Origin of the sequence: Nocardia sp. NPDC059228 (assembly GCF_042754245.1) — a bacterium.
In the GTDB taxonomy this organism is placed as follows: domain Bacteria; phylum Actinomycetota; class Actinomycetes; order Mycobacteriales; family Mycobacteriaceae; genus Nocardia.
Window position 1 is genome coordinate 316448 of record NZ_JBHZAL010000001.1, and the last position, 19124, is coordinate 335571.

Below are 19124 nucleotides of genomic sequence, written 5' to 3' on the forward strand. Positions count from 1 at the left end.
GGCGGCGCGGGGCGCCGTGACGCAGGTCGCGATCGACCCTTCCCCACTCTGGGAAAGGCAATGCTAACCTCACTCTTCAAGTTAGGTAAGCATAACCTTGGAGGTCTGGTGTCGGTCGCTGACGAACGGGTACGGCTCGAGGGGGAGCAGCGGTGGGGCGAACACGTCACCGATCCGGTCGCGGCGGTCACCGCGCTGGCGGCGGCGGATCGCTTCGGCGAATACGTGGTGTACGAGCGGCCCGGCGAATGGGTGTTCGCGGCCGACCCGCTGGGCGGCGTCGAGCTGGACGCGAACGAACTGCGGGTGAGCTGGGACGGGCGCACCACCGCCGGGCCGTGGACGGGGAATCCGGCGCAGGCTGTCGACGGCGCGCTGGCCGCACTGCCGCTGGACGGCCGGAATGCGCTCGGGTGGATCGGATTCGAGTTCTGCGCCTGGTCGCTGGGCGCGACCGCGCACGTGCACCCGCGAGCGACGCTGGCGCACCTGATGATTCCGCGCATCGAGGTGCGCATCGACAGCTCGGGGGTACGGGTGTCGGGTGCGACGCCGTCCGAGACCGGCGACATCCACGCGCTGATCGCGGCCGCGCAGGACACGCCGCTGCCGGTCGCGCACCCCATCGACGTCACGGTGGATCCCACGGGCTACCGGGACCGGGTGGCCACCGGCGTCGCCGAGATCCGGGACGGCAAGTACCAGAAGGTGATTCTGTCGCGCAAGGTGGAACTGCCCTTCGCGGTGAACATTCCGGACACCTACCGGCTGGGCCGCGTGCACAACACCCCGGCGCGCTCGTTCCTGCTGCGGCTGGGCGGGCTGGAGGCCGCGGGCTTCAGCCCGGAACTGGTCGCGGCCGTGGACGGGGACCGGGTGGTCACCACCGAGCCGCTGGCCGGGACCCGGGCCTTCGGGCGCGGCGACGAGGTCGATCTGGCCGCCCGCGCCGACCTGGTGCGGGATCCGAAGGAGATTGTCGAGCACGCCATTTCGGTGCAGACCTCGTTCGCCGAGATCGCGGCCGTGGCGGAGCCGGACACCACCGCGGTCTCGGACTTCATGGCCGTGCGTGAGCGCGGCAGCGTGCAGCACCTGGCCTCCACGGTGCGCGGGCGGCTGGCGGCCGGCCGCAGCCCGTGGGACGCGCTGGAGATGCTGTTCCCGTCGGTCACCGCCTCCGGGATTCCCAAGGCCGCGGGCGTCGATGCGGTGTTCCGCCTCGACCACGATCCACGTGGCCTGTATTCCGGTGCGGTGGTGACGGTTTCGCCCGACGGCGCGCTGGAGGCGACGCTGGTGCTGCGCGCGGTCTATCAGACCGGCGCGGGCGCGTGGCTGCGTGCGGGCGCGGGCGTGGTCGGGCAGTCCCGGCCGGAACGCGAATTCGAGGAGACCTGCGAGAAACTCGGCAGCGTCGCGCCGTACGTGGTGCGCGCCTGAGCGTCAGACGCCGAACTCGACCCCGGTCAACCGCTCGGACAGCTCCCAGAGCTCCCGGGCGGTCTTCTCGTCGTGGGAGGCGGCATTGGAGCCGACCTTGGCGGGGTGACCGCGCCAGTTGAACCGGTCCGGCCCGTAGTAGCCACCCGGTTCGACCGCGGCGGTGGCGGCGTACAGCGTTGGGAGAGCGCCCATCTCGGCGCTCTGCGCCACCAGCCGATTGCCGAGCCCGACGATCTGCTCCAGCAGGTTCTGGGTCTCCGAGCTGATCTCGGTGGCGGCATAGCCCGGGTGCGCGGCCACCGACAGCGTGGGCGAGCCGGTGAGCGTCAGGCGCCGCTGCAGCTCGTAGGTGAACAGCAGCAGTGCCAGCTTGGACTGCGCGTACGCGCCGAAGCGGGAGTAGGCGCGCCGCTCCCAGTTCAGGTCCTCCAGATCGATACGGCCGATGAAGTGGGTGATGCTGGAGGTGTTCACGACCCGCTCCGAAATCCGGCCCAGCAGTAGGCCGGTCAGCGCGAAGTGGCCCAGATAGTTGGTGCCGATCTGCAATTCGAAGCCGTCGGTGGTGCGCTGTTTCGGCACCGCCATCACCCCGGCGTTGTTGATGAGGACATCGGCGCGCTCGACGCTCGCGGCGAACGCGCGCACCGAGGCCAGGTCGGCCAGATCGAGCTGGCGGATCTGCACGGTCCCGGGCATGGTCCGGGCCACGGCCTGCGCCTTGATCTCATTGCGGCAGGCCATGATCACCTGGGCGCCGGCGGCGGCCAGGGCCCGCGTGGTGGCCTCGCCCAGGCCGCTGGTCGCGCCGGTGACGATCACGATGCGACCGGTCTGGTCAGGAATGTCCGATGTGTTCCACCCACCCATGGCTGAACCCTAGGGCGTGTGGCTCAGTAGCGCGCGGCGAGGGCCTTCTTGTCGATTTTGCCCACCGCGGTGACGGGCAGGACGTCGGCCTGCCGCAATACATCCGGGAGCTTGTAGGTGGCCAGGCCGCGCTCGGTCAGGAAGGCCTTGACGGCGGCCGGTGACGGCAGGTCGCCCGCGGTCACCAGGACCACGCAGACCTTCTCGCCGAGCGCCGGATCGGGCAGGCCCACGGCGGCCGCGTGCCGGACGCCCGGATAGGCGAGCAGGTGTTCCTCGAGCTCGTCACAGGAGATGTTCTCGCCGCCGCGATTGATGACGTCCTTGATGCGGCCCGACACGATCAGGTGGCCGCTGGGCAGGCGGCGCACCAGATCGCCGCTGCGGTAGTAGCCGTCCGGGGTGAAGGCGCGCGAATTGTGTTCGGGGGCACGGTAGTAGCCGCGCAGGGTGTAGGGGCCGCGGGTGAGCAGCTCGCCCTCCTGGCCGTCTTCGACGTCGTTGCCCTGCTCGTCCACCACGCGGACCTCGTCGGCGGGGGAGAGGGGACGGCCCTGGGTGGTGCAGACCAGTTCGTCGGAGTCCTCGGCGCGGGTGTAGTTGAGCAGGCCCTCCGCCATGCCGAACACCTGTTGCAGCCGCACGCCCAGGGCGGGGACGACATCGCGGGCGTTCACCTCGGCCAGCTTCGCGCCGCCGACCTGGAGCAGGCGCAGCGAGGACAGGTCGGCGTCCTCCCACTCCACTGCCGCGCACCAGAGCTGGGCAAGCGGCGGTACCACCGCGGTGACGGTGACGCGGTGGCGTTCGATGGCGGCGAAGGCGCTCTCCGGGCTGGGGTCGGTCACGAAGGCCATGGCGCCGCCGGTGGCCACCGTGCCGAGCACGCCGGGGCAGGCCAGCGGGAAGTTGTGGGCGATCGGGAGGGTCGCGAGATAGACGTCGTCCGGGCCGAGCTCGCAGACCTCGGCGCTGGCCTTCGCGTTGTAGGCGTAGTCGTCGTGGGTGCGGGCGATGAGCTTGGGCAGGCCGGTGGTGCCGCCGGAGACCAGCATGAGCGCGATATCGGAGGCGTCGACCTCGGGCAGCGAATCGCCGTCGGCGGGAATGGAATTCAGGTCGGTGAACGGGCCCGGGTCGCCGAGCACCAGGACGTGCCGCAGGGCCGGGACGTGCGCGCTCACCTCGGCGGCGAGGGTGCGGTAGTCGAAGTCGGCGAGCCGGTCCGCCGTCACGTAGGCGACCGCGCCGGAGAGCCTTGTCAGATGCTCGATCTCGGCGCGCCGGTGGGCGGGCAGGGTGAGCGCGGGAATGATCCCGGCGCGCAGCAGGCCGAACAGCACCGGAACGAACTCGGGGACATTGGGCAGCTGCAGCACGACCCGGTCGCCCGGCCGGATGCCCAGGGCGAGGAAGCCGTGCGCCATCCGGTCGGCCGCCAGATCGAGCGCCGCGTAGGAGATCTCGGTGCCGCCCAGCAGCGCCGGTCGGCCGGGCCACTGCCGGGCCGCGTCGCGCAGGAGTTCGCCCAGCGGCCGGCCCGCCCAATATCCGGCCCGCCGGTACTGCTCGGCCAGGTCGTCGGGGAACGGGACGAAGCCGTCGCGGTGGTCCGTGGCGGGTTTTGCGGTCGATGTCTCCGCGGATGCGCTCGATGTCACAGCTCTGACCTCTGACTAGTAAGGGTGGCCTTGCATAGGTTAGGCAACCCTATCTCAATGGGTTACGCTGCTGTCGAACGACAGCCGAATTCCGGATCGGCAGCGGCCATCCCCTCCCCTCGAGCAAGGAGTACCAGCGGAAATGGAGTCACCCCAGGGGTCAGCGGCGAGCATCGCCCGGGACGAGATCCGCACCGCCGTCGCCGGCCACCTCGGCCTCGATCCGGCCGCCGTCCCCGACCACGCCGACCTCATCGAGCTCGGCCTCGACTCCATCCGCACCATGAAACTCGCGGGTTCCTGGCGCAAACGCGGCCTGGCCGTCAACTTCGCCCAACTCGCCGCCGAACCCACGGTCGCCGCCTGGCACCGCCTCCTCGGCGGGGCGGAATCGAATGACCCGGCGGACGATGTGCTTGCGGCCGCGAGCGAGCAGGCGGATGACGGAAGTCCGTTCGGGCTGGCGCCGATGCAGCACGCGTACTGGGTCGGGCGGGGCGAGGGCCAGGAACTCGGGGCGGTCGCGGCACATCTCTATGTCGAATTCGACGGGGCCGGGGTGGATCCGGAGCGGCTCCGGGCGGCGGTCGAGGCGCTGGTGCGGCGGCATCCGATGTTGCGGACGCGGTTCCTGCCCGATGGGACCCAGCAGACGCTGGAGCGGCCGGGCCGGGATGTCTGGAGTGTCACCGATCTGCGCGCGGCCGACCCCGAATCCGTGGAGCGGACGCTGGAGGCGTTGCGGGAGCGCCGGACTCATCAGCTGATGGCGGTGGAGGACGGCCAGGTCGTCGATATAGCGCTGACCCTGCTGCCGGACGGGCGCACCCGGCTGCACCTGGATGTGGACATGCTCGCGGCCGACGCCATGAGCTACCGGATCCTGGTGGCCGACCTGGCGCGCCTCTATCACGGCGAGCAGCTGCCGCCGCAGCACTACACGTTCCGGCAGTACCTGGCCGAACATGCCGGTCCCGCACCGGAACACGCCGCCGATCGTGAGTGGTGGCAGCAGCGGCTCGCGGATCTGCCGGGCGCGCCGGAACTGCCGGGCGCCTCCGAGGTCCAGGAGCGGGCGCGCACCGTGCGGCTGCATCGGTGGCTGTCGCCGGAGGCCAAGGCGCGGATGTTCGCGGCGGCGCATGCGCGGGGGATCACCCCCGCGATGGCGTTGGCGTCGGTGTTCGCCGAGACCATCGGCGGGTGGTCGGCGCAGCGGCGGTTCCTGCTGAATCTGCCGCTGTTCCATCGGGAACCGGTGCATCCGCAGGTGGACGGGGTGGTGGGCGACTTCACCTCCTCGGTGTTGCTGGAGGTCGATGTGACCGAGCCGGCTACCGTCACCGACCGGGCCCGCGCCCTGCAGCGTGAATTGCATGCCGCCGGAGCGCATTCCGGCTACACCGGCCTCGAGGTGCTGCGCGACCTGGGCCGGCTGCGCGGCGAACCGGTGCTGGCCCCGATCGTCTACACCAGCGCCATCAATCTCGGCGAACTCTTCGCCGACCAGGTCACCGCTACTTTCGGCGAGCCGGTCTGGATCATCTCCCAGGGCCCGCAGGTGCTGCTCGATGCTCAGGTCACCGAGGTCCGCGGCGGCCTCCTGCTGAACTGGGACGTCCGCGCCGACGCCTTCCCGCCCGCCATGGTCGAGACCATGTTCACCCGCTACATCGACGCCGTCCTGCGCCTGGCGGGCAGTGACGAGCCGGACGTAGAGGTCCGCGACGCGGGCTGGGATGCCGAGGCGGCGGTGCGAATTCCGGTGGAGCAGGCGGTGGTTCGCACCCGGGTGAATGCCACCGATGGTCCGGTGAGCGGGCGGGCGCTGCACGGTGGGCTGTTCGAGTTCGCCGCCGCGAATCCGGATGCGCCCGCGGTCATCTGGGAGGACGACCTCGTGGATACGTCCGCCTCCGCAGTACGGGTGCTGACCTATGGCGAGCTGGCCGGGCAGGCACTCGCGGTGGCGGGTGCGTTGCGTGCGGCAGGGGTGCGGCCGGGTGATGCGGTCGCGGTGCAGTTGCCGAAGGGGCCCGGTCAGATCCTGGCCAGCGCGGGTGTGCTCGCGGCCGGCGGCGTGTATGTGCCGATGGGATTCGATCAGCCCGCGGCGCGCCGGGACGAGATCGTGCGGATCGGCGCCGTGGTGGCGGCGGTGACGGCCGGGGCGGAGGTCACCGGGGTGCCGACGCTGGCGCTGACCGAGGCGCGGTGGTATCCGGAACCGTTGGCCGAGGCCGTGATTCCGGATACCGAGGCCATCGCGTATGTGCTGTTCACGTCGGGGTCGACGGGACAGCCGAAGGGCGTGGAGGTGCCGCATCGGGCGGCGATGAACACCATCGACGACCTCAATGAGCGGTTCGGGATCGGCGCTGACGATCGGGCGCTCGCCCTGTCGGCGCTGGAGTTCGACCTGTCCGTCTACGACATCTTCGGCCTGCTCAGTGCCGGGGGTGCGGTCGTCGCGCTGGATGAGGGACAGCGCGGCGAGCCGGGGCGGTGGGCCGAAATGATTCGGCGGCATCGGGTTTCGGTGGTCAACTGCGTCCCCAGCCTGCTGGACATGCTGCTCGAGGCGGCCGCTGGGAAGCCGGTGGACAGTGTGCGCATGGTCATTCTCGGCGGCGACTGGGTGGATGTGGCGCTGCCCGGACGGCTGGCCGCAGTGGCCCCGGACTGCCGGTTCGCCGGATTGGGCGGGGCCACCGAGACCGCCATCCACTCCACCATCTGTGAAGTGGTGAATGCCGAAGTGCCGCAGGAATGGTCGGCCGTCCCGTACGGCACTCCGCTCCGCAATGTGCGCTGCCGGGTGGTCGGGCCCTCGGGGCACGACTGCCCGGACTGGGTCACCGGCGAGCTGTGGATCGGCGGGGCGGGCGTGGCCGCCGGATACCGTGGTGACGCCGAGCGGACCGCCGACCGGTTCGTCACCCACGAGGGCCTGAACTGGTACCGCACCGGTGATCTGGCGCGGTACCTGCCGGACGGCTGCCTGGAGTTCCTGGGCCGCGCCGACCATCAGATCAAGATCCGCGGGTATCGCGTGGAACTCGGCGAGGTGGAGAGCGCCCTGCGCGCCCTGCCGGGCGTGCGGCACGCCATCGCGGCGGTGATCGGCACGGCCGCACCGAAACTCGCGGCGATCGTGGTGGCGGGCGAGGGCGTCACCCTCGAGGTCCCGGCCCTGCTGGCGGCCGCCGCGGACCTGCTGCCCGCCTACATGATTCCGTCCCGGGTCGAACTGCTGGCCGAGCTGCCCTTCACCTCGAACGGCAAACCGGACCGCAAGGCCATCGCGACCCTGCTGGCCGAAGGTGATCGGGACGGCGAATTCGTCGCTCCCCGAACCGGTATCGAGCGCGCCGTGGCCGACATCGTCGCTACGGTGCTGGGGCGCGAGCGGGTCGGCGTGACCGACGACTTCTTCGCCCTCGGCGGCGATTCGGTGCTGGCGACCGCGGTCGTCGCGCGCGTGCGGGATTGGCTGGATTCCCCGGACACCGTGGTCGCCGACTTCTTCGCGGCCCGCACGGTCGCGGGACTGGCCCGCCGCCTGCTGGATCGTGAGGAGCGGGCCGGCGCGGCCGGCCGGCTGGACGAGGTGGCCCGCCTCTACCTGGAGGTGGCCGCGATGTCCGACGACGAGGTCCTCGCCCTGTCCTGAAAAGCCCGATCCCTCTCGGTGAGGGTGGTCTCGATGTCCGTGGCGGTCACAATGTCAGATCAGCACCAGAACGTCAGATCAGCACCAGAACGCCCAGCAAACCCGGGAGCAGCAGGGTGTCCATGGTCGCGGACGCTACCGCCCGGGCAGGTCGCGGGGGTCGACGGCGGGACGGGCACGACGCGCCGGAGCACCCTCGGCAGGCGTCGGCAAATTCCGAATCCGGAGCGGTTCGCGCCGAGATCAGACGAGCACGCCGCCGCGCCCCTAGACTCGACCCCGTGAGTGGTTGGGACATCTCCGACATCCCCGATCAGGCGGGCCGGACGGTCATCGTGACCGGCGCCAACAGCGGGCTGGGCGCGGTCACCGCGCGTGCGCTCGCCGGCGCCGGGGCGCGCGTGATCATGGCGTGCCGCAATGAGGTCAAGGCGCGGGCCGTCGCCGACGAGATCGGCCCCAATGCCCAGGTGCGCCGGCTGGATCTGGCGGACCTGACCTCGATCCACGAGTTCGCCGACTCCGTCGACGGCGCCGACGTGCTGATCAACAATGCGGGCGTGATGGCGGTGCCGTTCAAGCGCACCACCGATGGCTTCGAAATGCAGATCGGCACAAACCATCTCGGTCATTTCGCGCTGACCGGGCTGCTGCTGGACAAGATTCGCGACCGGGTGGTCACGCTCTCCAGCGGCATGCACGCCATCGGCCGCATCGACCTCGAGGATCTCAACTGGGAGCGGCGCTCCTATCAGCGCTGGGCCGCCTACGGGCAGTCCAAGCTGGCCAATCTCATGTTCGCGCGGGAACTGCAGCGCCGCCTGACGGCCGCCGGATCCACCAAGGTGTCGGTGGCCGCACATCCCGGCTACGCCGCCACCGAGCTGCAGGGGCACACCGAATCCCTGTACGACACGCTCATGTCCATCGGCAACCGGCTGTTCGCGCAGAGCGCCGAAATGGGCTCGCTGCCAACGCTGTTCGCCGCCACCTCGGAGGTCGAGCCGGGTGGCTTCTACGGCCCGACCGGGCTGCGCGGCATGCGCGGCTACCCCGGGCCCAGCACCTCCACCGCGGCCTCCAAGGACGAGGTGATGGCGCGGCGGCTGTGGGAGCTGTCCGAGCAACTGACCAAGGTCACCTATCCGTTCGTTCGCCGCTGACCCGGAGGCCGGAGAACCGATGAGCATTCCATTCGACCGGCGGGATCAGCTCGACAAGATCCAGCAGGGACTGCTGCCGGGTGAACAGATCCTGGCCGTGTACGACGCCATCGGGGTGGGCACCGGATTCCTGGGGATCACCGACCGGCGGGTCGTCATCCAGGACAACTCGTTCGTCGGGAAGAAGATCGCCATCACGAGCATCCCGTACGCGCGGATCTCGAGCGTCAGCATCCTGACCAACAAGTCGTTCGCGGGACAGTTCTTCTCCTCCGGGCACATCGCCATCAGCACCGGGCACCACACCTACGAGGTGGAGTTCCGGGGCGACGAGAAGACCCGCCACGTGCACGATGTGATCCTGCACTACATCCTGCGCTGACCTGGTTCGTCCCAGTATGCGAGATGCGTGTCCCATCGATAGTGTTCCACGCCACAGGCACGATTCGGGATCTCTGGTACAGTCCGGTGCATGCAGCGTGTGTATTTCTGGTTTAGCCAGCCGGCCCCGGGTGGGTCGCGCGGCGTGAACCTGCGCTGACATCCTCCACCCCGAGCCGGACGAAAACAGACCGGCTCGAAGGGGTTTCGAAGAACTCTCCGTGGGTCGGCCTGGGACAGGAAACCCACCCATGACCACCACCGCCGATCTCGACAAACGGCATGCCGATCTGGACGATCAGCGCACGCTCAGCGTGAGCCCGCTGCGGTCGCCCCGTGAGATCCGTGCCGCCCACCCGATCGACGACACCCTCGCCGACACCGTGCGCGCCGGCCGCAAGGCCACCGTCGACGTGCTCAACGGCTCCGACGACCGCCTGATGGTGATCGTCGGCCCGTGCTCGGTGCACGACCCCGACGCCGCCATGGACTACGCCCGCCGGCTCGCCGCCAAGGCCGCCGAGCTGGACGACCGGCTGCACGTGGTGATGCGCGTCTACTTCGAGAAGCCGCGCACCACGCTGGGCTGGAAGGGTCTCATCAACGACCCGCACCTGGACGGCAGCTTCGACATCAACACCGGCCTGGACCTGGGCCGTCGCCTGCTGGTCGACATCACCGCGCTGGGGCTGCCGGTGGCGTGCGAGTTCCTGGACCCGATCACCCCGCAGTACATCGCGGACCTGGTCGCCTACGGCGCGATCGGCGCGCGGACCGCGGCCAGCCAGGTGCACCGGCAGCTGTCCTCGGCGCTGTCCATGCCGGTCGGCATCAAGAACGGCACCGACGGCGACGTGCAGGTCGCGGTGGACGGCGTGCGCGCCGCGGCCGCCTCGCACGTCTTCCCCGGCACCGACCTGGACGGGCGTTCCGCGCTCATCCGCACCGCGGGCAACCCGGACTGCCACGTCATCCTGCGCGGCGGCAGCAACGGCCCCAACTTCGACGCCGCCTCCTGCGCGGAAGCCCTGCTGCGCCTGGAGAAGTCGTCGCTGCCGCAGCGGCTGGTCGTGGACGCCTCGCACGGCAACTCCAACAAGGACCACAACAAGCAGATCGACGTCGTCACCGATCTCGCCGAGCGGATCGCGGCGGGCGAGGACACCGTGGTCGGTCTCATGATGGAGTCCTTCATCGTGGCGGGCCGCCAGGACCTCACCCTCGGCCACCCGGAGGCGCTCACCTACGGGCAGTCCATCACCGACGCGTGCATCGACTGGGACACCACCGCGGCCCAGCTCGATCGGCTCGCCGACGCCGTCACCCGCCGCCGCGAGGCCCGCGGCTAGCCGGCCCGGCCATCTGACCAGCACCCGCTCGTCGCGAGTTCACCTCGCACGAAACGAGTCCGGCGTGCACACTATGTTCGGCGCACACCCAGTCCGGCGGGTGTGCGCCGAACCTGTTTCCGGGTGTGCCGAACCTACTTCCGGGTGTGTCAGACACCCTCGGGCCAGTGTGGGCTGGGCGTCGCGGGGTCGTCGCGCAGGCGGCCCGCCACCCAGGTGTCGCGGCGGACGCCGCGCTGGAGCGAGCCGCCGCGCAGCAGCCCCTCATAGTGGTAGCCGGCGCGGCGGGCCACCGCCGCGGAGGCGTGATTGCCGACGAAGGCGCGCCACTCCAGCCGCTCGAAGGCCAGCCCGGCGGGATCCAGTCCCACCGCGGTGACCAGGAGCGCGGCGCGGGTCATCAGGCCCTCGCCGCGGGCGGCGGGGGTGAGCCAGAAACCGATCTCGGCGGTGTCCTCGTCCCGGCGGCGATTGGGCACGGTCAGGCCGATCATGCCGACCACCGGCCCGTCCGTGGCGCGGCGCAGCGCCCAGGTGGGGCTGCGGGTGGCCCAGCCCGGGCCGACGATGTCGTAGATGAACTTCTCGGCGTCGGCGCGGTGATAGGGGACCGGCATGGTGGTCCAGGCGCCGATGGACGGTTCCTGACACAGCGCCGTGATGGCGTCGATGTCGGAAACTGCGGGCGGCGACAGCCGGACCACGCCGTCGGAGAGGAATTCCGCGTCCATGCGGTCATGCTGTCACGGAAACGTGCGCGGGCACAGCGGGTTCTGGCCACCGGGGCGGTGACGAGGTTGTCGGAGCCCGGCCGTAGGATCGATCCGATGGTTGCCGCTCTCCTTGCCGACTTGTTCGAAACGCATCGGCCGCATCTGCTCTCGGTGGCCTACCGGCTCACCGGCAGCGTCAGCGACGCCGAGGACGCGGTGCAGGAGAGTTGGCTGCGGCTCGCGGTGGCCCGCCAATCCGAGATCGAGGATCTGCGCGCCTGGCTCACCACGGTGGTCGGCCGCATCTGCCTGGACCGGCTGCGCAGCGCCGCGGTCCGGCGGGAAAAGTATGTGGGGCAATGGCTCCCGGAGCCGGTGGTCAGCGCGGTGACGCCCTCCAGCACCCCGGACCCGCTGGCGGCCGTGGTGCGCAAACAGGAATTCCGCTTCGCCGCCCTCGTGGTGCTGGACACGCTGACCCCGCCGCAGCGCGTGGCATTCGTTCTGCACGACGCCTTCTCGGTGCCGTTCAGCGAAATCGCCGACATCCTGGGCATTTCCGTGGACTCCGCGCGACAGCTGGCCACCCGGGCCCGCAAGGCGGTGGCGGCCGCGCCCGCCCCGGTCACCGACGACGAGCACAATGCCACGGTGCGGCGACTGCTCGCCGCGCTGGGCAGCGGCGACGTCGCCGCCATCGTGGCCGCGCTGCACCCGGACGTGCGTACCGTGGGCGACGGCGGCGGCGCCGTGTCCACCGCCATCAATGTGGTTGCGGGCGTGGACAAGAACGTCCGCCTCTGGCTGGGCCTGTGGCGCCGATTCGGGCTCTTCGACGCCGAGCACATCGGACCCGCCCGGCAGCTCGAACCGGTGCTGGTCAACGGGCAGTGGGGAATCCTCGCGCACGCGATCCCGGCCGAGAACGGGTCCGCCGGGAACCCGCAGCGCGTGTACGCCTTCACCGTGCGCGAGGGCCGGGTGTGGGGCGTCTACGACGTGGTGAACCCCGCCAAACTGACGGGCATCCGGCTGCCGCAGTGAACCGCGGGCCGTCGCTGTGAGGTAGCTCACCGTCGCGGGCCGTTTTCGCCGATGGATTAGGCTCCGGACATGCCGCGCATTCCCACCGTCGCCCGACTGCAGCCCTTCGCGTCGACGATCTTCGCCGAGATGACCGAGCTCGCCGTGCGCCACGGCGCGGTCAACCTCGGTCAGGGTTTCCCGGACAGCGACGGCCCCGCGGGCATGCTCGAGGTGGCGCGGCAGGCCATCGCCGACGGGTTCAACCAGTACCCGCCCGGCCGCGGCGTGCCGGTCCTGCGGCAGGCCATCGCCGCCGACCGCGCCCGCCGCTACGGCACCCACTACGACCCGGACACCCAGGTGCTGGTCACCGTCGGCGCCACCGAGGCCATCGCGGCCACCGTGCTCGGACTGGTCGAACCCGGCGAGGACGTGGTGCTCATCGAGCCCTACTACGACTCCTACGCCGCCGACATCGCGCTGGCCGGGGCGCGGCGCCGCACCGCGCGGCTGGTGCCCGACGGCGACGGCTTCGCCCTCGACCTGGACAGCCTGCGCGCCGCCATCACCCCGAAAACCCGTCTGCTGCTGCTGAATTCGCCGCACAACCCCACCGGGACCGTGCTCTCGCGCGCCGACCTCACCGCCATCGCGGACATCGCCATCGAACACGACCTGTACGTCATGTCGGACGAGGCGTACGAGCATCTCTACTACGACGGGCACGAGCACATCAGCCTGTCCACCCTGCCCGGCATGTTCGAGCGCACCATCGTGATCTCCAGCGCCGCCAAGACATTCAGCGTCACCGGCTGGAAGATCGGCTGGGCCTGCGCGCCCGCGCCGCTGCTGGACGCGGTGCTCGCCGCCAAGCAGTTCCTCACCTTCGTCGGCGGCGGGCCGTTCCAGCCCGCGGTCGCGCACGCGCTGAACACTGAGCAGCAGTGGGTGGCCGCGCTGCGGGACACGCTGTCGGAGAAGCGACTTCGGCTCTCGGCCGCGCTCGCCGACGCCGGGTTCGGGGTGAAGCGCAGTGACGGCACCTATTTCGTGTGCGCCGACATCACGCCGCTGGGCGCGAGCGACGCCTACGCCTTCTGCAAGGAGCTGCCCGAACGCCTCGGCGTGGCCGCGGTGCCGGTGAGCGTCTTCGCTGACGACAAGGCCGCCTGGAACCACCTGGTGCGCTTCACCTTCTGCAAGAAGGAAGAGACCATCGCCGAGGGTGTCCGCCGCCTGCGCGCGGGCCACACCGCCGACATCGTCCGCTAGCGCGGGACTTCGGAAAGCCGTCCTCACAGTCGGCAACTGACGCCGCCGATCCGGCTGTGCGTGATGGCTCTGGGTTCGGGGTCCAGATGGTGGCGAGTGGACCGCGACAGCGGGTGGGTAGGGCTCGGAGAATTGGCCGGGTGATCGAGACGAGTGCGGTGCTGGGGGTGGCCGTGGCGGCGCTGGGGCTGGTGCTCACGCCGGGGCCGAACATGATGTATCTGGTGTCGCGGACCGTGTCGCAGGGGCGGCGGGCCGGGCTGGTGTCGCTGGCGGGGGTAGCGGTCGGGTTCGGGGTGTATCTGGCGGCCGCGACCGCGGGGATCACCGCGGTGTTCGCCACGGTGCCGGCGCTGTATCTGACGCTGAAGGTGGCGGGCGCGGTGTACCTGCTCCATCTGGCGTGGAAGACGTTCCGGCCCGGCGGGGTTTCGCTGTTCACGCCGACCGAGCTGCCCGCGGATCCGACGCGGCGGCTGTTCACCATGGGGCTCGTCACCAATCTGCTGAATCCGAAGATCGCCATCCTGTACATGGCGCTCATTCCGCAGTTCGTGGTGCCCGCGCACGGGCGGGTATGGCTGCAGAGCCTCTGCCTGGGCGCGGTGCAGATCAGCATCGCCATCACCGTGAACGGATTGATCGTGCTCAGCGCGGGCGCCATCGCGACCTTCCTGGCGCGGCGGCCGCTCTGGCTGCGGGCCCAGCGGTTCGTCACCGGCTCGGTGCTCGGCGCCATGGCCGCGCTGGTGCTGTCGGACCGTACCCGCCCGCTTCCGGCCTGACCGGATCACGGTCGCCGCTGCGGTGGCCCGCCGCGCATTTCGCGGCGGGCAACGTTTCACGCGCGCAGGCTGCCGGGGTAGAGGAACTCGTCGGCGGGACGGTCGGTGCGGTCGAGCCAGGCGGTGAAGAAGCCCTTCAGATCGCGGGGTGTGCGGGTCTGCATGAACGCGCGGAACTCGGGCATGGAGGCATTCCCGTACTCGTGTCCGATGACGAAGTCGCGGACCGCCGGGAAGAAGGCGTCATCACCCATGGTGCGGCGCAGCGCGTGCAGGAACAGCGGGCCGCGGTAGTAGACCGAGGTGAATTCGCTACCCTTGCCGGGGTTCTGGAGCGGGATCTCCCAGAACTTCGGATCGTCATGGTATTTCGCGATGGTCTCCCGGTACTCGGCGTCGACGTCCTTGCCGTCCTTGCGTTCCGGCCACAGGTAGTCGGCGGTGTAGCTGGCGAAGCACTCGTTCAGGCAGACGTCCGACCACTGCTTCACCGACACGGAGTCGCCCCACCACTGGTGGGTGATCTCGTGCACCACGGTGTCCAGATCGGTCCAGGGCGCGTAGATGGGCCGGGTCTGGGTCTCCAGCGAGAACTGCAGATCGGTGTCGACGTAGATGCCGCCACCGGTGTCGAACGGGTACGGCCCGTACAGCTGTTCCTGGAAGTCCAGGATCTCCGGCAGCCGCGACTCCACCTCCCTGGCCTTCGACGCGTCCGGCGCGAACGCGCTGAGCAGCGGAGTTCCATTGGCGCGCCGCTGTTCCAGGAACTGGAACCGGTCGATGGCGATGGTGGTCAGGTAGCCGACCACCGGCTGGCGCATCTCCCAGGAGACGGTGCGGTCCGCGCCCTGCACGGTGTCGGACACCTTGTCGCCGTTGGACATCACCTCCCACTCCTGCGGCACGGTGGCGTGCAGCGTGAAAGTCGCCTTGTCCAAGGGCGTGTCGTTGAGCGGGTACCAGGCGCTCGCCGAATGCGGTTCGCCCGCAACGAAAGCCCCGCCACTGGGCGAGAACCACCACCCGTCGCCATCGGTGCCGGTGGCCGCGCCCGCATACTGCACCTGCGCGGTGAACGGCAGGCCGGGCAGCAGCGGGATCAGCGGCGTGACGACCAGTTCGTGCTCATCGGTGCGGTCGAACCAGGCCGGCAGCCCGTTGACCGTCACCTTGGAGATCTCCGGCCCGCTGTAATCCAGGTTGAACGTGCGCAGCGCCTGCGTGGCCACCGCGTCGATCCGGGTCGACCCGGTCAGCTGATGGGACGGCGGATCGTAGGAGATGGTGACGTCGTAATGGCCGGCGTGATAGCCGCCATTGCCGTCCATCGGATAGTAGGGATCGCCCAGCCCGGGCGAGCCGGCGAGCGGGTCACCCGAATCCGCCTGCGCGGGAGCCGCATTCGCGCCCGCCAGCAGTACCGCCCCCACCGCCAGGTACCGCCAGTTCCGCCTCATGCGCTGCACCGACCCCTTTCCGTGATCGACCGCCGACCAGCCCGATGCTAATCGGCGCACCCCTCAGTTGGCGCTGCCCGACACGGCGACGCTCGCGCCCAGTCCGATGATCATCACGCCGCCCGCGCCGCCGACCACCTCCAGCCGCTTGGGTGACCGGGCGAACCAGTTCCGCGCGGTACCCGCCAGCAGGGCGTAGACCGAGTCCGAGATCAGCGCGACCACCAGGAACAGCCCGCCCAGGATCAGCATCTGCACCGGGACCGCGCCCGCCCGCGGCGCCACGAACTGCGGCAGCACCGCGGAGAAGAAGATGATGGCCTTCGGATTGGTCAGCCCGACCAGCACCGCCTGGCGCAGCACCCGGCCGTTCTCCATGGGCTCGACCTTCGCCTCGAAGGCCTCGCGCAGCGAACGCCGTTCCCGGACGGCCTGGATGCCCAGGTAGATCAGGTACAGCGCGCCGGCCAGCTTCACGATCGAGAGCGCGATGGCAGAGGCGGCGAGAATGGCGCCGAGCCCGGCGGCCACCAGGCCCAGGATCACCATGACGCCGGCCGAATGGCCCAGCACCGACAGCAGCGCCGCGCGCCGCCCGTAGGTCAGCGCCCGGCCGATCACGAAAAGCACACCGGGACCGGGGATTATGACAATGACAATGGATGCGACGAGAAACGCCAGCATATTCGCGGCGGGAATCATCCGATCATTCTATTTTCGGCGGCCGCGCCTGTCGCCCTTATTGTTGCCTGTCGCGCCCGGATTGTTCAGCCGCGCAGTTCTTCCGGCAGCTGCTGCGGGTCCAGCAGCAGGCGCTTGGCGTCCGCGCCGCGCACCTTGGTGGCCAGGTCCAGATTGTCGGTGAGCAGTTTCCACTCCACCTCGTTGATGGCCCCGCGTGCGCGCTCGATGATGTTCAGATCCCGGGTGCCCCAGGCGATCGGCATGGCGCTCACCGACTGCCACAGATCCCCGACCGGGCCGGGCGCGCGATCCACCCGCACGGTCACCGCGGGCACGCGCTCCCCGGCGCGGGCCCGATGCCCGGGTAGCGAGCGGACCGTGCGGGTCACCAGCGCGTAGCGCGGCCCCGCGGTATTCGGCTTGGCCAGATCGACCAGGGCCAGCAGGGTGGCCCCGTTCCCGTGGGTCTCCGACACCACGGCGGGCACCAGATCGCCGGCGGCGTACAGCTTGTCCACCCGGCCCCGATGCGGCGTCCAGTACCCGATGAACAGCGCGGTCACCGCGGCGAGCAGGAACGCCACCGCCAGCAGCCAGGACCAGGGGTGGTTCACCCAGATCAGGAATGCCGTGCCCAGTCCCAGCCCGATGGCCGCGCTGTACGCCCAGATGCGAAGCCGCCGCAGGTACGCGACGACCTCGTTGACCGCCCGGGCATGGTCGCGATCCACCGCGAATTCGAAGCGCCGCACGTGCGTCCCTCCCGCCTTATGGAGGCTCTTCCTCCACTTATCCTATCGTCGGCCCCAGCAGGTCGTCCGCATCGGTGATGCGATAGGCATACCCCTGCTCCGCCAGGAAACGCTGCCGGTGCGCGGCATACTCGGCGTCCAGCGTGTCACGTGCGACCACGGAATAGAAGTGAGCCTGGCCGCCATCGTGTTTGGGGCGCAACAGCCGCCCGAGCCGCTGCGCCTCCTCCTGCCGCGACCCGAACGTGCCCGAAACCTGCACCGCCACCGAGGCTTCCGGTAGGTCGATGGAGAAATTGGCCACCTTCGACACCACGAGCACCGGGATCTCGCCGCGGCGGAAGGCGTCGAAGAGCTCCTCGCGCTCCCTGGTGCGGGTGGAACCCTGGATGACCGGGGCGTTCAGATGCTCGCCCAGCTCGTCCAGCTGATCCAGGTAAGCCCCGATCACCAGGCTCGGCGCATCCTGGTGCCGGGCCAGAATCGATTCCACCACAGGCAGTTTCGTGCGCGCGGTGGAGCACAGCCGGTAGCGCTCCTCCGGCTCGGCGGTCGCGTAGGCCATGCGCTCGGCGTCGGTCAGGGTGACCCGCACCTCGATGCAGTCCGCGGGCGCGATCCAGCCCTGCGACTCGATGTCCTTCCACGGCGCGTCGTAGCGCTTGGGGCCGATCAGCGAGAACACATCGCCCTCGCGGCCGTCCTCGCGGACCAGGGTGGCGGTCAGCCCGAGCCGGCGGCGCGACTGCAGGTCCGCGGTCATGCGGAAGACGGGGGCGGGCAGCAGATGCACCTCGTCGTAGATGACCAGGCCCCAGTCCCGGCTGTCGAAGAGCTCGAGGTGCCGGTATTCGCCCTTGGTCTTGCGGGTGATGACCTGGTACGTGGCAATGGTGACCGGGCGGATCTCCTTGCGCTCACCGGAGTATTCGCCGATCTCGTCCTCGGTCAGTGAGGTGCGGGCCAGCAGCTCGCGCCGCCACTGCCGCCCGGCCACGGTATTGGTGACCAGGATCAGCGTGGTCGCCTTGGCCTTGGCCATGGCCGCCGCGCCCACCATGGTCTTGCCCGCGCCACAGGGCAGCACGACCACGCCGGACCCGCCCGCCCAGAAGGAGTCCGCGGCCATCTCCTGGTAGTCGCGCAGATGCCAGGCGCTGGACTCGTAGTCCAGGTTGATCTCGTGGGCCTCGCCGTCCACGTATCCGGCGAGATCCTCGGCGGGCCAGCCGATCTTGAGCAGCATCTGCTTGATGCGCCCGCGCTCGGACGGATGCACGACCACCGTGTCGTCGTCGAGGCGCGCGCCCAGCATGGGCTGAATCTTCTTGTGCCGCAGCACTTCTTCCAGCACCGCGCGATCCAGGCTGACCAGTACCAGCCCGTGCGCGGGATGCTTGACCAGCTGCAGCCGCCCGTAGCGGGCCATGGTGTCGACGATGTCCACCAGCAGCGGCTGCGGCACCGCGTACCGGCTGTGGCTGACCAGCGCGTCCACCACCTGCTCGGCGTCGTGCCCGGCCGCGCGGGCGTTCCACAGCGCGAGCGGTGTCACCCGATAGGTGTGGACATGCTCGGGCGCGCGCTCCAGTTCCGCGAACGGCGCGATGGCCTGCCGCGCCGCATCGGCCGACTCGTGGTCGACCTCCAGCAGCAGCGTCTTGTCGCTCTGCACGATGAGTGGACCGTCGGTCACGACACCTCCTGGCTTTGTCCGAGCCCGAATGGGCCTGGTCCATTCTCCAGGAAGTCACCGACAATGCCACGTGACCTGCGTCCTTTTCGCTCATGGCGCACCTGACCGGCCGGGAAGCGGCCGATCTATCTCGCGAAAACGGTCAAGACCCGAGTTTCGGTGGCTACGATCACTCCAAACTTGGACGAATGTC

General features: G+C 70.0%; 15 protein-coding genes. 8 read left to right on the top strand and 7 right to left on the bottom strand.

What is annotated here, in order from left to right; genetic code table 11:
• The first annotated feature begins 60 nt into the window (after window positions 1-60).
• Window positions 61-1443: a salicylate synthase gene (locus ACFXKA_RS01480; protein ID WP_379425353.1), complete on the top strand. Its 1383-nt coding sequence runs from the start codon at window positions 61-63 to the stop codon at window positions 1441-1443.
• 3 nt (window positions 1444-1446) lie between these two features.
• On the opposite strand, the gene ACFXKA_RS01485 is transcribed toward ACFXKA_RS01480, so the two are convergent.
• Window positions 1447-2316 (bottom strand): oxidoreductase, encoded by an 870-nt coding sequence (locus ACFXKA_RS01485; RefSeq protein WP_379425354.1) that lies wholly within the window; start codon window positions 2314-2316, stop codon window positions 1447-1449.
• 23 nt (window positions 2317-2339) lie between these two features.
• Entirely contained in the window at window positions 2340-3977 is a 1638-nt protein-coding gene (locus ACFXKA_RS01490) for a (2,3-dihydroxybenzoyl)adenylate synthase (protein ID WP_379425355.1), read from the bottom strand.
• 142 nt (window positions 3978-4119) lie between these two features.
• On the opposite strand from ACFXKA_RS01490, the gene ACFXKA_RS01495 reads away from it, so the two are divergent.
• The 4 genes from ACFXKA_RS01495 (at window position 4120) to ACFXKA_RS01510 (ending at window position 10543) form a co-directional block, all read left to right on the top strand.
• Window positions 4120-7650 (top strand): amino acid adenylation domain-containing protein, encoded by a 3531-nt coding sequence (locus tag ACFXKA_RS01495; RefSeq protein WP_379425357.1) that lies wholly within the window; start codon window positions 4120-4122, stop codon window positions 7648-7650.
• 281 nt (window positions 7651-7931) lie between these two features.
• Entirely contained in the window at window positions 7932-8813 is an 882-nt protein-coding gene (locus ACFXKA_RS01500; RefSeq protein WP_354830919.1) for an oxidoreductase, read from the top strand.
• A 19-nt stretch (window positions 8814-8832) separates the two neighbouring features.
• Entirely contained in the window at window positions 8833-9195 is a 363-nt protein-coding gene (locus ACFXKA_RS01505) for a PH domain-containing protein (protein ID WP_354830917.1), read from the top strand.
• A 250-nt stretch (window positions 9196-9445) separates the two neighbouring features.
• Window positions 9446-10543, top strand: coding sequence for a 3-deoxy-7-phosphoheptulonate synthase (locus tag ACFXKA_RS01510; protein WP_354830915.1), 1098 nt, complete (start codon window positions 9446-9448; stop codon window positions 10541-10543).
• Window positions 10544-10692: 149 nt separating this feature from the next.
• On the opposite strand, the gene ACFXKA_RS01515 is transcribed toward ACFXKA_RS01510, so the two are convergent.
• Window positions 10693-11274 (bottom strand): GNAT family N-acetyltransferase, encoded by a 582-nt coding sequence (locus ACFXKA_RS01515; protein WP_354830911.1) that lies wholly within the window; start codon window positions 11272-11274, stop codon window positions 10693-10695.
• A gap of 96 nt (window positions 11275-11370) precedes the next feature.
• Here ACFXKA_RS01515 and sigJ point away from each other — a divergent pair, with 96 nt between their 5' ends.
• The 3 genes from sigJ to ACFXKA_RS01530 all read left to right on the top strand — a co-directional run bounded on the left by sigJ (window position 11371) and on the right by ACFXKA_RS01530 (window position 14339).
• Window positions 11371-12300 carry an RNA polymerase sigma factor SigJ gene (gene sigJ, locus ACFXKA_RS01520; RefSeq protein ID WP_379425359.1) on the top strand — a complete coding sequence of 310 codons (930 nt, stop codon included), beginning with the start codon at window positions 11371-11373 and terminating at the stop codon, window positions 12298-12300.
• A 69-nt stretch (window positions 12301-12369) separates the two neighbouring features.
• Window positions 12370-13554: a pyridoxal phosphate-dependent aminotransferase gene (locus ACFXKA_RS01525; protein ID WP_379425361.1), complete on the top strand. Its 1185-nt coding sequence runs from the start codon at window positions 12370-12372 to the stop codon at window positions 13552-13554.
• A 140-nt stretch (window positions 13555-13694) separates the two neighbouring features.
• Window positions 13695-14339, top strand: coding sequence for a LysE family translocator (locus ACFXKA_RS01530; RefSeq protein ID WP_354830903.1), 645 nt, complete (start codon window positions 13695-13697; stop codon window positions 14337-14339).
• Between the two features lie 56 nt (window positions 14340-14395).
• Here the strand turns inward: ACFXKA_RS01530 and ACFXKA_RS01535 are convergent, their stop codons facing one another.
• The 4 genes from ACFXKA_RS01535 to ACFXKA_RS01550 all read right to left on the bottom strand — a co-directional run bounded on the left by ACFXKA_RS01535 (window position 14396) and on the right by ACFXKA_RS01550 (window position 18931).
• Entirely contained in the window at window positions 14396-15799 is a 1404-nt protein-coding gene (locus ACFXKA_RS01535) for a M1 family metallopeptidase (protein ID WP_379425363.1), read from the bottom strand.
• A gap of 63 nt (window positions 15800-15862) precedes the next feature.
• A complete protein-coding gene (locus tag ACFXKA_RS01540; RefSeq protein WP_379425364.1) occupies window positions 15863-16501 on the bottom strand; it encodes a LysE family translocator in 639 nt (212 codons plus the stop codon).
• Window positions 16502-16566: 65 nt separating this feature from the next.
• Window positions 16567-17235, bottom strand: coding sequence for a DUF3239 domain-containing protein (locus ACFXKA_RS01545; protein WP_354830895.1), 669 nt, complete (start codon window positions 17233-17235; stop codon window positions 16567-16569).
• Window positions 17236-17272: 37 nt separating this feature from the next.
• Window positions 17273-18931, bottom strand: a complete 1659-nt coding sequence (locus ACFXKA_RS01550) for a DNA repair helicase XPB (RefSeq protein ID WP_354830892.1) — start codon at window positions 18929-18931, stop codon at window positions 17273-17275.
• Between the last annotated feature and the right edge of the window lie 193 nt (window positions 18932-19124).

Bases quoted from the DNA above. Each gene is read 5' to 3' on its own strand.
- ACFXKA_RS01480 (WP_379425353.1), top strand. From the start codon at position 61: ATGCTAACCTCACTCTTCAAGTTAGGTAAGCATAACCTTGGAGGTCTG.
- ACFXKA_RS01485 (WP_379425354.1), bottom strand. From the start codon at position 2,316: ATGGGTGGGTGGAACACATCGGACATTCCTGACCAGACCGGTCGCATC.
- ACFXKA_RS01495 (WP_379425357.1), top strand. From the start codon at position 4,120: ATGGAGTCACCCCAGGGGTCAGCGGCGAGCATCGCCCGGGACGAGATC.
- ACFXKA_RS01505 (WP_354830917.1), top strand. From the start codon at position 8,833: ATGAGCATTCCATTCGACCGGCGGGATCAGCTCGACAAGATCCAGCAG.
- ACFXKA_RS01510 (WP_354830915.1), top strand. From the start codon at position 9,446: ATGACCACCACCGCCGATCTCGACAAACGGCATGCCGATCTGGACGAT.
- ACFXKA_RS01515 (WP_354830911.1), bottom strand. From the start codon at position 11,274: ATGGACGCGGAATTCCTCTCCGACGGCGTGGTCCGGCTGTCGCCGCCC.
- sigJ (WP_379425359.1), top strand. From the start codon at position 11,371: ATGGTTGCCGCTCTCCTTGCCGACTTGTTCGAAACGCATCGGCCGCAT.
- ACFXKA_RS01525 (WP_379425361.1), top strand. From the start codon at position 12,370: ATGCCGCGCATTCCCACCGTCGCCCGACTGCAGCCCTTCGCGTCGACG.
- ACFXKA_RS01535 (WP_379425363.1), bottom strand. From the start codon at position 15,799: ATGAGGCGGAACTGGCGGTACCTGGCGGTGGGGGCGGTACTGCTGGCG.
- ACFXKA_RS01540 (WP_379425364.1), bottom strand. From the start codon at position 16,501: ATGATTCCCGCCGCGAATATGCTGGCGTTTCTCGTCGCATCCATTGTC.